10 protein-coding genes are annotated in these 14,785 nt (G+C 36.7%); 6 read left to right on the forward strand and 4 right to left on the reverse strand.

Going from position 1 to position 14,785, the window contains the following annotated elements:
- From AC52CF_RS16970 to AC52CF_RS16995, 6 genes are all read left to right on the forward strand, one after another.
- A complete protein-coding gene (locus AC52CF_RS16970) occupies positions 1-1,668 on the forward strand; it encodes a glycoside hydrolase family 28 protein (RefSeq protein ID WP_496517426.1) in 1,668 nt (555 codons plus the stop codon).
- A 146-nt stretch (positions 1,669-1,814) separates the two neighbouring features.
- On the forward strand, positions 1,815-2,723 hold the full coding sequence (locus tag AC52CF_RS16975) for an alpha/beta hydrolase (protein WP_496517427.1): 909 nt from the start codon (positions 1,815-1,817) through the stop codon (positions 2,721-2,723).
- A 181-nt stretch (positions 2,724-2,904) separates the two neighbouring features.
- A complete protein-coding gene (locus AC52CF_RS16980; protein ID WP_496517428.1) occupies positions 2,905-3,876 on the forward strand; it encodes a pectinesterase family protein in 972 nt (323 codons plus the stop codon).
- Positions 3,877-4,142: 266 nt separating this feature from the next.
- On the forward strand, positions 4,143-4,880 hold the full coding sequence (locus tag AC52CF_RS16985) for a rhamnogalacturonan acetylesterase (protein ID WP_496517429.1): 738 nt from the start codon (positions 4,143-4,145) through the stop codon (positions 4,878-4,880).
- Positions 4,881-5,054: 174 nt separating this feature from the next.
- A complete protein-coding gene (locus AC52CF_RS16990; protein ID WP_496517430.1) occupies positions 5,055-5,408 on the forward strand; it encodes a cupin domain-containing protein in 354 nt (117 codons plus the stop codon).
- A 590-nt stretch (positions 5,409-5,998) separates the two neighbouring features.
- The gene (locus AC52CF_RS16995) at positions 5,999-7,117 is read left to right on the forward strand and encodes a pectate lyase family protein (protein WP_496517431.1); all 1,119 of its coding nucleotides are present in this window, start codon (positions 5,999-6,001) and stop codon (positions 7,115-7,117) included.
- Positions 7,118-7,242: 125 nt separating this feature from the next.
- Here the strand turns inward: AC52CF_RS16995 and pelA are convergent, their stop codons facing one another.
- The 4 genes from pelA to AC52CF_RS17015 all read right to left on the reverse strand — a co-directional run bounded on the left by pelA (position 7,243) and on the right by AC52CF_RS17015 (position 14,752).
- Positions 7,243-8,268, reverse strand: coding sequence for a pectate lyase (pelA, locus tag AC52CF_RS17000; protein ID WP_496517432.1), 1,026 nt, complete (start codon positions 8,266-8,268; stop codon positions 7,243-7,245).
- A gap of 11 nt (positions 8,269-8,279) precedes the next feature.
- On the reverse strand, positions 8,280-9,464 hold the full coding sequence (locus AC52CF_RS17005; RefSeq protein WP_496517433.1) for a BT3233 family polysaccharide utilization protein: 1,185 nt from the start codon (positions 9,462-9,464) through the stop codon (positions 8,280-8,282).
- 935 nt (positions 9,465-10,399) lie between these two features.
- Positions 10,400-13,096: a helix-turn-helix and ligand-binding sensor domain-containing protein gene (locus tag AC52CF_RS17010; protein ID WP_496517434.1), complete on the reverse strand. Its 2,697-nt coding sequence runs from the start codon at positions 13,094-13,096 to the stop codon at positions 10,400-10,402.
- A gap of 81 nt (positions 13,097-13,177) precedes the next feature.
- On the reverse strand, positions 13,178-14,752 hold the full coding sequence (locus AC52CF_RS17015; protein WP_496517435.1) for a T9SS type A sorting domain-containing protein: 1,575 nt from the start codon (positions 14,750-14,752) through the stop codon (positions 13,178-13,180).
- Between the last annotated feature and the right edge of the window lie 33 nt (positions 14,753-14,785).

A 14,785-nucleotide genomic window follows, 5' to 3' on the forward strand; every position in this document is an offset into this window, starting at 1 on the left:
ATGAAGAAGACTTGTAAAGTGATCGGTTTAGCAGCAGCAATGCTATTTTCAGGGCAAATCTATGCTCAGAATTCTGATATTTATAAAAATATTGAGTTTAAAATGCCGCAGGTTGCAGAAACTTCTTTTGCAGCCAACACCGTTTCCATTACACAATACGGCGGAATTGCGGGCGGAAATGTAAAAAATACAGAAGCTTTTAAAAAAGCAATCGAAGATCTGAGCAAAAAAGGAGGCGGAAAATTAGTCGTTCCCCGCGGAATGTGGCTTACAGGTCCTATCGTCTTGAAAAGCAATATCAATCTTCACGTAGAGGAAGGTGCGATGATTATCTTCAGTAAAGATAAAAATGATTATCCGTTGGTAGATGTAAGTTTCGAAGGATTGAATACAACGCGTTGCCAGTCTCCGATTTCGGCAAAAAATGCAACAAATATTGCCATCACAGGAAAAGGAGTGATTGACGGAAGCGGTGATGCGTGGAGAGCCATCAAAAAAAGCAAAGTGTCTGAATCTGAATGGAAAGAAATTGTAAAATCTGGCGGAATTGTATCTTCGGACGGAAAAAACTGGTATCCTTCCGAAAGCTATAAAAAAGGACTGGAAAGCAGTTCAAACTTCAATGTTCCGGATAAGATTTCCAAAGAAGAACTGATTACGGTGAAAGATTTTCTCCGTCCGGTAATGGTAAGTCTGGTGGAATGCGACAAAGTTTTGCTGGACGGACCTACATTCCAGAATTCTCCGGCATGGAATCTTCATCCTTTGATGTGTTCCAATGTCATTTTAAGGAATCTTACCATCCGAAACCCATGGTTTTCTCAAAATGGAGACGGTCTGGATCTCGAATCCTGCAAAAATGTTCTGATCTACGACAATACGTTTGATGTGGGAGATGATGCCATCTGTATAAAATCCGGAAAAGACAAAGACGGAAGAAAAAGAGGAATGCCGACTGAAAATGTTATCATTAAAAACAATATTGTGTACCACGGTCACGGAGGCTTCGTCATCGGCAGTGAAATGTCGGGCGGAGCAAGAAATATCCACGTTTCAGACTGTACTTTCATCGGAACAGATATCGGGCTTCGTTTCAAAACCACACGCGGAAGAGGAGGAATTGTAGAAAATATTTATATGAAAAATATTGATATGATTAATATTCCGACTCAGGTTATAGGCTTCAATATGTTCTACGAAGGCGCATCTCCGGTTCTGGAAGACGGGCAGAAGCAGGAAGGCAACAAAGCTCCGGAAAAAGTATATCCCGTAACGGAAGAAACGCCGGTTTTCAGAAATATTTTCTTTAAAAACATTACAGCAGCCAATTCCGATGAAGCGATTACTTTATTCGGTTTAGCTGAAATGAATCTTAAAAATATTGTGATTGAAGATTCTCAGTTTGATACCCGAAAAGCTTTAACCATAGTAGATGCAGACGGAATTCAGTTAAAAAATGTAAAGCTGAAATATTCCGAAGGAACGGGAGCAACGATCTACAACAGCAAAAACATCAATCTTTCAACCGTGAAGTTTGATTCGGCAAATAAACCTGTTGTAAAAGTGTTAGGAAATAAAACAGGGGCTGTCTTATTACCGAAAGAAATTATATCTGATAAAAACTCGCTTTCTATCGGAACGGATGTATCGAAAAATGCAGTTAAATAGTGTATCAATAATTTTAACCATTAAGATCAATTAAGCTGTTAAGACAGGTAAGATCGCTTTATTTTAAAATAAAATCATAATGATTTTCTTAATAAAACTTAACCTCTTCAATCTCCTTAATGGTTTAAAATTTAAAATTTGACAACATGATTTTTAACCGAAAACATACTTATATTTCTATTTTTTTTATGGGGACAATGGCATTCGGACAGGTAAATCGACCGAATGCTACTCCCTATACCAACGAAGGAACATTCGAAAAATTGAAAAAAAAATATCCGTTCGTAACTCCGATTGACCGTCCGGTTCCTCAAAATATCAGAATTGATAAAGACGCAGAATATAAAGACATCAACGGAATTTCTCTGAAAGCAGATGTGTATTATCCTTTAGATCAGAATAAAAAATATCCCGGAATTGCAATGGTTCATGGTGGCGGATGGATTTCAGGCAGTAAGGAAAACGAAAAATTCATGGCGATGGAACTGGCTTCAAAAGGTTATGTGGTGATTGCCATCGGTTATCGTCTGGCTGATGTTGCGAAATTTCCTGCCGGAGTGGAAGACATCGAAACCGGAATTGAATGGCTGAAGAAAAACAGTAAAAAATATTCTTTAGACCGAAAAAAAATAGCGGTTCTGGGAGAATCTGCCGGAGCGCAGATCGCCACTTTGGTGGGTGTAAAATCAAAAAATAAAATTCAGGCAATTGTAAATGTAGACGGCATTGTTTCTTTTATTCATCCCGAAGCGGAAGAAAGCACTTACGCCTCATATTGGCTGAACGGAGACAGGGAAAGCAATTTAAAAAACTGGACAGCCGCTTCTCCCTTAGAATTTGTGGATAAAAATACCTCTCCTACTCTTTTCATCAACAGTTCGCAGCCAAGATTTCATGCCGGAAGAGATGATATGATGAAAAAACTGAAGAGTTATAAAATTCCGACCGAGTTTCATGAGATTAAAGACACACCGCATTCCTTTTGGTCAGCAGAACCATGGTTTACGGAAACACTGAATTTGACATTGGATTTTTTAGATAAAGTTTTGAAATAGTGATCTTAAACGCAAAGTTCTTATTAATAGATATGTTAAATTTTAAGGAGCAAAGATGAATCAACAAGTTGATTTGATGAAGTTATCGTCATAGCTTGGCGAAGCTAATTTTATTTGCCTTTGCTCCCTAAAAATTATGAGGCTTTATAAAAATCTTTGCGTCAAAAAAATAATTCAAACTATGAAAAAATTATTTTTAATCCTTCTCATTTCGATGGCAAATTTTCTGTTTGCAGGAAATGATCCGTACATCAAAATTACCGTTGCAAAAGACGGAAGCGGAGATTTCACCTCGATTCAGAAAGCTATTAATTCCATCAGAGATTTAGGACCAGAAGAAGCTTTGATTTTGATAAAATCCGGAACGTATCATGAAAAAGTGGTGATTCCTTCTTCAAAACATAAAATTACGCTGGAAGGCGAAAATAAAGACAATACGATAATCACCAACGATGATTTTTCAGGAAAACCCGATTCTTTCAATGAAAAGATGACCACGTTTAATTCTTATACGTTATTGGTGATGGGAGATGATATAAAAATCAGCAATATAACGATTCAGAATACTTCCTGCAATGAAGGACAGGCGGTTTCCCTTCATGTGGAAGGTGACCGTTTTATCATTAAAAATTCAATTATTTCAGGTTGTCAGGACACCGTTTATTCTGCAACCAATCACAGCAGACAATATTTTGAAAACTGCCTGATCGAAGGAACGACTGATTTTATTTTCGGGCAGGCAACCGTTGTTTTTAAGAACTGTACGATTAAAAGTTTAGCAGATTCGTTCATCACAGCCGCCGCAACGGAAGCAGACAGAAAGTATGGTTTTGTATTCTTCGACTGTACTTTAACTGCGAAAGAAGGCATTACCAAAGTGTATTTAGGCAGACCTTGGAGACCTTACGCGAAAACAGTTTTCATCAATACAGAAATGGGAAAACATATCCTTCCAGAAGGTTGGAATCCGTGGAAAGGCGACAAAATGTTTCCTGATAAAGAAAAAACAGCCTATTACGCGGAATTCAGAAGCAAAGGAGAAGGCGGAAATACTTCAAAACGCGTAAACTGGTCGCATCAGCTCACAAAAAAAGATCTGAAAAACTATACCATAGAAAAAATTCTTGATGGCTGGAATCCTGAACATAAGTAATGAGTAATTAATAATGAGTAATGATTACCATTCGCTAAATCGACATAGGAAAATGGAGCGTTTAGAAAATTAATTCTGTGAACGTTAAGAAAATTCTATTGTTTGAGCGCGACCAAAATACTGAATAAAAAGACAAACATCAAATTCGCGCGAGTTTTAGGATTTTTAGTGAACAGAAATAATTTTTAGCGGAAGTTTCCAAGTCTTGAACTTTTGATTCTTTTGTTTCCAAGACAAAAGAATATAAATTAAAAAATTTATTTAAAATGAAGAAAATACTTTTAATCTTTAGCATAGTAGCTTCAACTTTAATTATGGCTCAGCAAAAACCCACTCTTTTCTTAATTGGAGATTCTACCATGGCAAATAAAGAAAATCCGGACAAAAATCCGGAACATGGATGGGGACAGGTCTTGCCTCAGTTTTTAATTAGCGGAATTGAAATTCAGAATCATGCGGTGAATGGGAGAAGTTCCAAAAGTTTCAGAACAGAAGGACGATGGGATAAGGTGGAAAAACAACTCAAAAAAGGAGATTTTGTCATTATACAGTTTGGTCATAACGATCAGAAAATTAAAGATTCTACGAAGTTTACCAATCCTTACACACAATACAGAGCGAATCTTGAACGATATGTGAATGAAGCCAGAGCAAAAGGGGCGACTCCTGTTCTGATGACTTCTATTGTAAGGAGAAATTTTAACGAAAACGGAGTTCTGATCGATACGCATAAGGAATATCCTCTGGTTGTGAGAATGATCGCCAATGATCTGAAAGTTCCTTTTGTGGATATGCAGTTGTTAACTGAACAGATGGAAATTTCTTACGGCCCCGAAAATTCAAAAAAACTTCATCTGTATTACAAAGAAGGCGAAGATCCGTATTATCCCAAAGGAAAAGAAGACGACACACATTTGTCCAGATTGGGAGCGGAAACGGTTGCAAAATTAGCCGCGAAAAGTTTAAAAGCTTTGAAAATTGGCTTGGAAAAGTATATTAAATAATAGAAATCCCGCTGATTATGCGGATTATGCATATTAAAATTATTTTAAAGATCTGCTCAATCAGTAAAACCTGCGCGAAAACAATATAAAATCAATCAATACATTAGATTTCTCCATCTTCGAAATGACAGGTTTGATGTAATAATAGTTTAATAAAAATTGAAAAGTAATAAGATGAAATTCAAAAAAGAACCTTTCTTCGATGGAAATTCTGAATGGGAAGATTTGGGAGGCGGCATTTCCAGACAGCTTGTAGGATATAATTCTCAAGTCATGATGGTGATTGTACAATTTGAAAAGGATGCTGTTGGTGCTTTGCATCAGCATTTTCACTCTCAGATCACATATATTGCGGAAGGAAAATTTGAAGTTACGGTTGATGGTGAAATGAAAATTTTACAGAAAGGCGACGGATTTTTTGCGCAACCCAATATTTTTCATGGGGTGAAATGTCTCGAAGCAGGAAAACTGATTGATGCGTTTGCTCCTTTCAGAGAAGATTTTATTAAAGATGAGTTTTCTGACTAAATTCAAGTTCGGGATTTAATTTTCACCTCAAATACAACAATCTGTTTTTCAGATAAATAAAACATTTACCAAACAGCTAATATTTTTTTCCTGAAGATATTCCGGTTCATCAGATTTGATCTGTAATACCGAATCGTCTTTGGGATTTTTATTTATCATTTAACTTCAGTTCGGGATAAGAAATAAATTTAAATAATTGATTTATAGAATTATATTAATTTATCGCAAAGAAAAACAAAAGATTTTTTTTACTTATTAAAAAGTTGGTAAGCTAAACAAAGGCACTTCGTTTATTTAAAAAAGACAAAAATGGTATTACTTTCATAAGTTTTACGCCTTTGTATATCTTAAAAGCGGAATTCTTGATAATTGAATCTCTTTGTTTAACCTTGCGTTTAAGAAGACTTATCCCAAACTCAGGTTATTTAAAAAGTAAATAAATTTTACTTATTAAATAAAATGCAACCGATTAACCAAATTAAATAATCAGTATTATAATTATATAAATATAGATATGTTAAAATATAAATTATTTAATTGAAGGATTTGTAATTTTGAATCCTAATCATAATTAAAAACAATTACTTACTATGAAACAAACATTTAAAGCTGCTTTTGCTACGGCAGCTCTCTGTTCGGTTTTTGCCTTAACCGGATGCGGACAGGAAGAAATTAAATCCGATTTGTCCGAAAACAACAGTGACCGGAACATGAGAAGTGAACTGGTTGCGAGTGCGGTAATTCCGTTAGCCGATTGTGTTGCACCGGGATGGGCTTCACAAAACGGCGGAACTACAGGAGGCGGAACTGCCGCTGAAACTACCGTTACCAACTACGCCCAGTTAAAAGCTGCTATCGAAAATTCAGCCGTAAAAGTGATTAAAGTAACCGGAACGATTACTGTTTCAGCACGTCTTTCATTTCAGGATCAGACAGGAAAAACCATCTACGGAACAAGCGGTGCGAAACTGGTTTCTACGGATCAGACCAAAGACGGTTCAGGAATCATCAACATCAAAAGATGCAATAATATCATTATCAGAAACCTAATCTTTGAAGGTCCCGGAGCTTATGATACAGACGGCTGGGACAATGCTATTCTGGACGACTGCCGAAATGTATGGATCGATCACTGTGAATTCAGAGACGGAGTAGACGGAAATTTTGATATTAAAAATAAATCTGACTTTGTTACGGTCTCTTACACCAAATTTAATTATCTGAAAGCGCCAAAACCGGGAGGACCCGGCGGAACAGATGACCACAGATTTTCTAATCTCATCGGATCAAGCGATGGTGCTACTACGGATGCCGGAAAACTGAATGTAACTTTTGTTCGTTGCTGGTGGGCTCCGGGATGCAGAGAGCGTATGCCAAGAGTGCGTTACGGTAAAATCCACATCCTGAACAGCTATTTCAACAGTGCTGTAAGCAACAAATGTATCGCAGCAGGAGTTCAGGCAAATATCCGCGTTGACGGAAATGTATTTGAAAATGTAAATGAGCCTATTAGCCTGATGAGCGGATTGACTGCAGTAACAGTTACTTCCAATAATACTTTTACCAACGTTACGGGTAATACATCAGGAAGCGGAACTGCTTTCACGCCTCCATATACCATTAATACACTTTCTCTTTCTTCAGTAAAATCTAATGTTACGACGAATGCGGGAGCAACATTATCAGGGAATATCTGTAATTCTTTCTAAAGCAATTTTTTAATACTATTCATACTTTAAGCGGCTGTCCCGATCGGGACAGCCGCTTTTTTCTGCAGAACTTGGATTCTGATCTTTTTTACTAAACTTATCTAACTTCCATGATCCGCAATTAACTATAAATCAGAAATATTATTTTTTTCCAGCCATTTCGGATATTCTCTGGCAAGGAGTTTTTCGGCATAATCTCCGTACCAGCTGTAGCCGTTTCTCCGTTCTTCGGAAACTTCGTTATAATTATATTTTATGCTTCCGTCGCGGTCTCCAAAAAGAGGTTTATTGTTATTAACATCATAAAATCTTGCCCAGATCACAGAATTTTTATCTTCTGTTAAAGTACGTACTGTTTTTCCGTTTACTTTGGCAACGTTGTAGCTATAGCCTTCAATTTTATTTTGTCTGAACCATTTTATGGCAGATTTTACAGATTTTTCGATTTCCGGAGTTACTGGCTGCATCATTAAAAACCTTACAATTCCCACAGATTCTGCGGTAGCTAAAGAAACAGGTTCAAAAGCCCGGGCTTTATCCGGCTGTAAGGTTTCTTCGTTGTACTGGTCTCCCCAGATTGCCGGAATATTTTTTTGCAGAACCTGCGTTTTTAAAATACACTCTATTCCTTTCTGAACGGCGTTTTTTGATTTTTCTTTCAGTTTTGGATCCACTACATCAAATCCGTTTTTTCCTTCGGCAACATTATACAGAACGGTTAAAGCATTAATCATGGCGTTGTCATTATACGTAATCTGCTTTCTGTACAATCCTTTATTGGGATAATACTGCGGAAAACCTCCGTTGTTTTTATACTGCATCAGCAAAAGATAGCTGACACCTTTTTCTGCTGATTTTAAATATTCCGGATTTTTGGTGACAGAATATGCTTTGATGAGTGCATTAATCTCCCTTGAGGTCGCATTGTTGTCAATGGTTGCATGATCGTCTCCTGTTGCTTTTATTTTTCTTAAAAGTTCCTTGCTGAGAGGCAGATTGTAATTGACGACAGATTTATCTTCGAGCTGTTTTCCCCAGCCTCCGATTGGAAGCTGATAGATAAGCATTTTTTCAGCTAAAGTATCTTTTGTCTGAGCAGAAAGATTTACCGCAACCCAGCTTAAAGCAAGTATGTACAGTTTTGTTTTCATCCTTAATAATGTTATTTAATAGTTATCTGCAAAGGACTTGCAATGATCTGCGTCTGCTTTTTCAACAGATTCTCCCAGTCTTTTTGAGTCTGAATTTCTCCGCTTTTCTGCCATGCGAATCCTGCATAATAGGTAAGTTTATTCTGAGGTTTTGTGATGACCAGTAAATTGCTCTGATCCGGAGTTTCAGATTTAAAAGCCAGCGATTTTTCAATTATTTCGGGGGTTACCACAATTCCCTCTCCTACAAAGGCATCATCAATTTTTTCCCAATGAAGATAATAGCCTTCTTTGTCGTTAAGTTTTGTTTCTCCTTCGTTTTTATGGAGGGTAATTCCGATGGTGTAATTCGGAACCTTTTTTTCAGCTTCAAAAGTAGATTCGAATTTTGAAAAGTTTGAACCTAAATCTAAAGAAATTCTTTTGGTTTCTTTTACTCCAAAATCACTCCATGAATTATAGGTAAGCTCAAAAACCGTTCTTAAAGGTCCTTCCGCAATGGTTTTAGAGGTAACAAAATTCTGTGAGACCTGTAGTTTTCCGTCTTTCCAGATTCCGATTCCTCCGGTTCCGCGGCTGTCTCCTACGTGATAGGGATCGTAACCTTCTCCTCTGGAATCTCTGTGGTAATACATAGGATCGGTTAAATAGCCTTTGTACCATTTATTGATAACCGGCTGCTCTGTTCTTTTCAGCCAGATATCGACTCCGCTGGAAAGGGTACTTCCTTTTACTCCTGCCAAAGCTTCTTTCTGTCCTTTCGGACCGTACATTCTGAAAGCAATTTTTTCATTTTCCCAGGCATAATCGTCTACTCTTTCCGGAACCAGTCTGGAATAAGTGGTTACTTTACTTTCGGGAACCGGAGATTTTCCATCGGCTATCATAGTATAATTCTCAGAAGACTTTCCCTGAATGTGCGCCATGAAAAGCAACTCATCATTGTTGCCGTCTCCATCGTTATCGATCCATTGAATGGTTACTAATTGTCCTTTGCTGTTTTTTATCCTTACATCTGCTTCTTTATTTTTATCCAAAAATGATTTTAGTCTGGAAACAGGAACTGAAACCACCTCATTTCGTTCAAAACTGAGATTATTTTTTACAAGAACGGAAGTCTGAGCCTTTATTAAAGGTGAACTAATGCAACCGATTGCACAAATAAAGCCAAAAACAGATTTTATAACTGTAACCATATTTTGTATTGCTGAGTTAATCTTTCAAAAGTAAAAATAATTTTTGTTCACCGAGAGAAAATTCTAATGATTTAACAAAAAATTGTGACATTTAATCCGATATTCTTTTTTAAAATAAAAATAAGTTTCTGTATGGTTTCATCAATGAAAGCTTATTAACAAGTCATAAAGTTGTTTAAAGGAAAATGCCAAAAACTCTATGGAGTTTTATCTGTGCAGAATCATATTAGGCTTACGTTCGGTGTTACGTAGGAACGCTATCTTTAGAAAAATTAATTAAGAATTATAAGATATCAATCCTACGGATTGATTGATAGACTTATTCTTATTTCTACACAGACTCTGCTCTTAAAGGAGCAGAGATCTTTACTCTAAACAACTTACATAATTAATTCAACAAAATTAAAAATAAAAAAGCGTCCACATTTCTGCAGACGCTCCAAACTCAATCTTCTTCATAATACATCGATCACTACTTTAACTCCTCCACATACATTTTTATTGTGTTTTAACCCTCTTTTTTTCTAAAAAATCCGCAGACTGACAATCTATTTTTTATCTAATTAAATTGATTAAAATCTCAGATCATTGTTTTATAAGCCTTAATTAAATACTGATCTGCTTCATCTGCGGGAAAAAACCTGAACAAATTCTTAAAAAACCACAATCACATGAACTTGTTGGTTACCTCATTTACTTTTACAGTATATCCGAAGTACTTTCTAATCATCTCTATTTATATAGATGCAGAAAAATGGAAAAGCGTTGGAAAAATTTTTAAAAAAAGTATTAATTTTTACAAAAAAGACCATAAACCACTGATTATAAACCTAATAAAATTTCAAGAATTATTACACGAAAAAAGCTTCTGAATGATATTCAGAAGAAAAATTTAATCATGGGCAGAATGTTGGTCAGCAGATTTCTTAGAAAAGCTATTCGAAATTATTAAGAAAATCGAACAGATCATCTTCCGGTTTCAGTCCGAGTTTTTTTCTCAGTCTGGATCGGCTTACATTGATACTGGAAGGCAAAACCTGAAAAATATCTGCCATTTCTTTAGAATTCAGACCAATTTTAAGGTATGCGCATAAACGCAGGTCGTAGATGGAAAGATTCGGGAATTTCTTCCTCATTGCCTTAAAAAATTCCTGATGCAGCTCATCCATCTGGATTTCGAAAGTGTGATCGTCTGTTTCCAGATAGGTTTTCAGGGTTCTGCGGATTTCTCCGAGTCTTATTTTAGAAATATTAGGGTTATTCTCTATTTCAAGTATTTTCTCGTTGATGGTGGAAAGAAGACGGTTTTTATCTTCATCCTCTTTGGCTTTGGTGGCAAGTTCTATGGTCTTGCTTTTAATTTCTTCTTTGAGGTTATTTTTCTCGTTTTCAAGCTGCTTTTGCTTTTCAAGAATCATTTCCTGCCTGTGCTTTTCTGCCTGCTCGCGGAGTGCATTCTGCTCTTTTTTCAGGAGTTCCAGTTTTTGTTTTTTGAGTTTATTTTCCTGATATTTTTTGAGGAAATAAAACAATCCCACTATCATAAGAAGATAAGCAACATAACTATACAGGCTTCTGTACCAAGGCGGATTGATTCTAAAGGTAAATGTTTTTACTTCAGATATCTGTTTTCCGATTTTAGCTTTTACCAAAAGACTGTATGTTCCTTCTTTAAGACCAAGAAACTCTATTTTATTTTCAGAATTCCAAACAGACCAATCTTTAGAAAATCCATCTAAAAAATATGAATATTCTACCGCATCTTCATTAGGAAGTGAAAATACAAAGCGAAGATTATTAAAGCGATAAGGAAGCTGCTGCCGGTTTTCCAGATCAAAATTTCCGGTGTTGTTAAACATTTCCGCTTTTCTGAAAATAAGTCCGGAACTGAATCTTTCTTTATTCTGAAGATTCAGTTTTTCTAAAGCAAAGCCATTGTATACAGGAAAAAAATTGTAGTCTGTGGATATTTTCTGCGGAATGTAAAAGCCGGGAAGTTTCCCGCTGATTACCGGAAGCTGTATTTTGTCTGAAGCAGGAAAAAATTTATTGTTCCGGTTATTAAAATCATACTGTTCTGCAGTTGTGAATATTTTGATCTTCTGATGGATTCTGTAAATATTAGGAAGATTTCCTTTAAAATTATTGTCCGGAAAAATCTGACGGTTAACCGGATTAAAATTATCATCTACAGTCGTCCTCAGAATACCGTAATTAGGAATGTTGATCCAGATTGTATGGTCGTTTTCCACTTCGATCTGGCTTACCGCTCCTACGATTAAATGCATCTTTTTAATGAATTTCAGCGTATTATTTTCTTTTTTATAAACAAAAACTCCGGAATAATTCCCCGTTAAAACATAGTCTTTCCTGAAAGGGGTAATTGCAGAAACGCCATATTCGTTATTGATCTTTTTTAGACTATTTTTCTCCAGTACGAAAAGGCCTTTGTCGTGACCGCAGTATAGATTTCCGTCAATATTTTTAAGCATCCAAACCTGTCCTTCCGATCCTTCAATCATCTGTAAAAAAGTACCGGAACGCGGATTTCCCATTTCATTCCAATCTGTAAAATACAATCCCTGATTAGAACCTAAAAAGAAAGTATCGTCTTTAAAAGCTGCTGTGTAACCCGTTCCGAAATCATCATCCTGACTGTAGAAATAAGAAATATCATTTTTAATATCTACCGAAGAAATTCCATAATCCAGACCTAACCAAAGTTTTCCGTTTTTCTGGTAATGCATACACAAAACCGTATTATTCGGCAGCCCTTTGCTTTTATTGATGTGCTGAATGATTTTACCATTCAGATCCGTGATGTAAATTCCGTCGAGTATGGTTCCGAAAGCATAATACTGAGTTCCCAGATTGATAAAACTGAAAACTTTACCTTTGATCAGAGAAGGAGAAACTTCAAATGACAGCGGGGTAAGTCTGCCATTATTCCATTCGAAAATCCCTTTGTTTTTAGTTACGATCCGTAAAGCATTGCCGTTGATAAATACACCGCTGATGTCTAACGAATTATTATCTGTAAAAGGAAAAATAAGCTTTAACTGTGAGCTGTCATATTCAAACAGTCCTTTCTTTTCATCGGCAAGAAATAATCTTCCGTTCACAAAAAAACTGTTGGAAAATCTTGACTTCGCTGAAAGTTTGGTGAGCTTTTTATTTAAGACAACATAAATATTCTGATGAGAGACAAAAACAATCTGATTTTTAATCTGATACGTTCCCCAAAACTCCTCATTCACCCCACCTATTTTCTTTCTGAAAGGATACAGCGAAGTAAAAGTGAATTTTCTGAATTTATTTCTTTTCCAGATCCCAAAATCCATATCCGCACCGGCGTAAATGGTAGAATCATTGGCAATATACAATGATCTTGTATATCCTCGGTAACTCTTGAAATGGCTCCATATTTTACCGTCAAACTCCAAAAGCCCGTCTTCGGAAGCCATATAGATCATGCCGTTTTTTGCCGACTTAACATCCCATATTTTACCGTGATTCCCATAATTTTCGGGCAGATAATTCTGAACAAAAGGCATCCCTTTTTCCAAAATGCTCTGCGCATCTGAAAAAAGACTCAGGAACAATAAAATGTAAGCGAAAAAATATTTTAGCATCCTTCCAAATATAGATAAAATTTAAGAAAAAAAACGCCCGTTTGTGCTAACGGACGTCTAATTATTTAATTATGGTTTTAATTATTTCACAATAACTTTAGAAGACTGAACTTCCCCTTTATCTGTCGTGGTTTTCAAAATATACATTCCTTTAGCAAATCCTTGTGTGGATATTGTGTTTGAGTTCTCACTCTTTACTTTTTGTCCCGATAAAGTATACACTTCGACGGTTTTCACTTTACTTTCTGCCGTAATTGTTTCACCGACATTCGCAGGATTAGGATAAACTCTCAAGCTTTTGGAAATGGCAACTTCATTGGTTCCCAAAACTGTAGCTTTATGAAAATAGAGATTATCAAAATAAACCGTTCCGATATTGGAAGTAATCACAAACTGGGCGATATCATTTCTTGCAGCATTATTCGTCCAGCTGCTTAACGGCACATCTATGGAAAGCCATTGTCCTTTTACCAAAGCAGGTGTACTTCCTGCATTCAACGGAAGTTCCAGAGCAGAAACCTCACCGGAAGTTCCTCCCCATTGTGAAAGTTTGAGATTGAATACTTTTCCTACAAGATCCACACTGTTATCGATCCAGATATCCATATGGAAATGGGTGAAATTAGTTGCATTGATATGATGTCCGGCTCCGCTGAAATCCACTCCTAAGAAATTGGTAAAAATAATTTTTTTAGTATCGTTTCCTGCTACCTGAATATCTGAAATACTGGAATCATCCCAAACCGCAGACCACGCATCAATCGGAATATTCGTGTACGCATTGCTGAACATGGAAATTACGTCTGTCGCTGCCCGCGCAGGAGGAGTCGGAGCCGCTACATTAGGTCCTGAAACCACATAATTTACCGTGTATGTTTTGGTTACCAATCCGTTTTGTGAAGTTACCAGAACGGTCGCCGTACCCGGAATTGCCGATGCCTGAGTAATGACTTTTGTTGCACTTGCATTGGTGGTTGTAGCTGCCGTGATCTGCGGAACTGCAGTTGTTCCCTGCGGATATTCCAAAGTGTAAGAAACAATGGCAGAGCTGAAGCCTGTAACAGTGGTTCCGTTTACTTTCAGATCGCTTAATGTGGCATCTGCCGCCGGATTTACCGGATTTTTCCAGAAATAGATATTGTCCAGATAAATGGTTGAAGGATTTGCTCCGGACTGCCCGTCAAATTTCAGCTGAAAAACGGAATTCCACGTCATTCCCGTGAATGCAGATTTTGGAAGATCCACGCTGCTCCATCCTGCATTGGTAAGAGGAACATTAACTAAAAATTCACTGGCTCCAGTTCCGTTGTTAATAGGTGAAACTTTAAGCACGGCTCCTGCGGTATTTGTCCATACATCAATGTGAAGATATTCCATCGCCGCAGCATTCTGCGTGGTAAGATCTGTTCCCTGATAATTAAAATTAGAATACACCAGAATATTGTTTCCGGAGCCAGAAACCGCTTGAAAAGAAGTGTTCACACTTCCGGACTGTCCCCAGTTCGGATTATAGTTCGTAGCAACATTCGTATAGGCATCACTGAATATGGAAATCACATCCGCTGCGGCTTTTGTAGGTGTAGGTGCATTAGTTGTTGGCTGAGAAAAGCCAAAACTAAATGCCAAAAGCATTAGAAAAAGAGATAAATTTTTCATCTTTATAAAGTTTTAAAAATTAGTATTATTGTT

It is taken from the genome of Chryseobacterium sp. 2P (assembly GCF_059579425.1).

What these genes read in the sequence shown, in the direction of transcription:
- AC52CF_RS16985 (WP_496517429.1), top strand. Translation starts at nt 4,143, where the DNA reads ATGAAGAAAATACTTTTAATCTTTAGCATAGTAGCTTCAACTTTAATT.
- AC52CF_RS16990 (WP_496517430.1), top strand. Translation starts at nt 5,055, where the DNA reads ATGAAATTCAAAAAAGAACCTTTCTTCGATGGAAATTCTGAATGGGAA.
- AC52CF_RS17005 (WP_496517433.1), bottom strand. Translation starts at nt 9,464, where the DNA reads ATGGTTACAGTTATAAAATCTGTTTTTGGCTTTATTTGTGCAATCGGT.
- AC52CF_RS16975 (WP_496517427.1), top strand. Translation starts at nt 1,815, where the DNA reads ATGATTTTTAACCGAAAACATACTTATATTTCTATTTTTTTTATGGGG.
- pelA (WP_496517432.1), bottom strand. Translation starts at nt 8,268, where the DNA reads ATGAAAACAAAACTGTACATACTTGCTTTAAGCTGGGTTGCGGTAAAT.
- AC52CF_RS16970 (WP_496517426.1), top strand. Translation starts at nt 1, where the DNA reads ATGAAGAAGACTTGTAAAGTGATCGGTTTAGCAGCAGCAATGCTATTT.
- AC52CF_RS16995 (WP_496517431.1), top strand. Translation starts at nt 5,999, where the DNA reads ATGAAACAAACATTTAAAGCTGCTTTTGCTACGGCAGCTCTCTGTTCG.
- AC52CF_RS17010 (WP_496517434.1), bottom strand. Translation starts at nt 13,096, where the DNA reads ATGCTAAAATATTTTTTCGCTTACATTTTATTGTTCCTGAGTCTTTTT.
- AC52CF_RS16980 (WP_496517428.1), top strand. Translation starts at nt 2,905, where the DNA reads ATGAAAAAATTATTTTTAATCCTTCTCATTTCGATGGCAAATTTTCTG.
- AC52CF_RS17015 (WP_496517435.1), bottom strand. Translation starts at nt 14,752, where the DNA reads ATGAAAAATTTATCTCTTTTTCTAATGCTTTTGGCATTTAGTTTTGGC.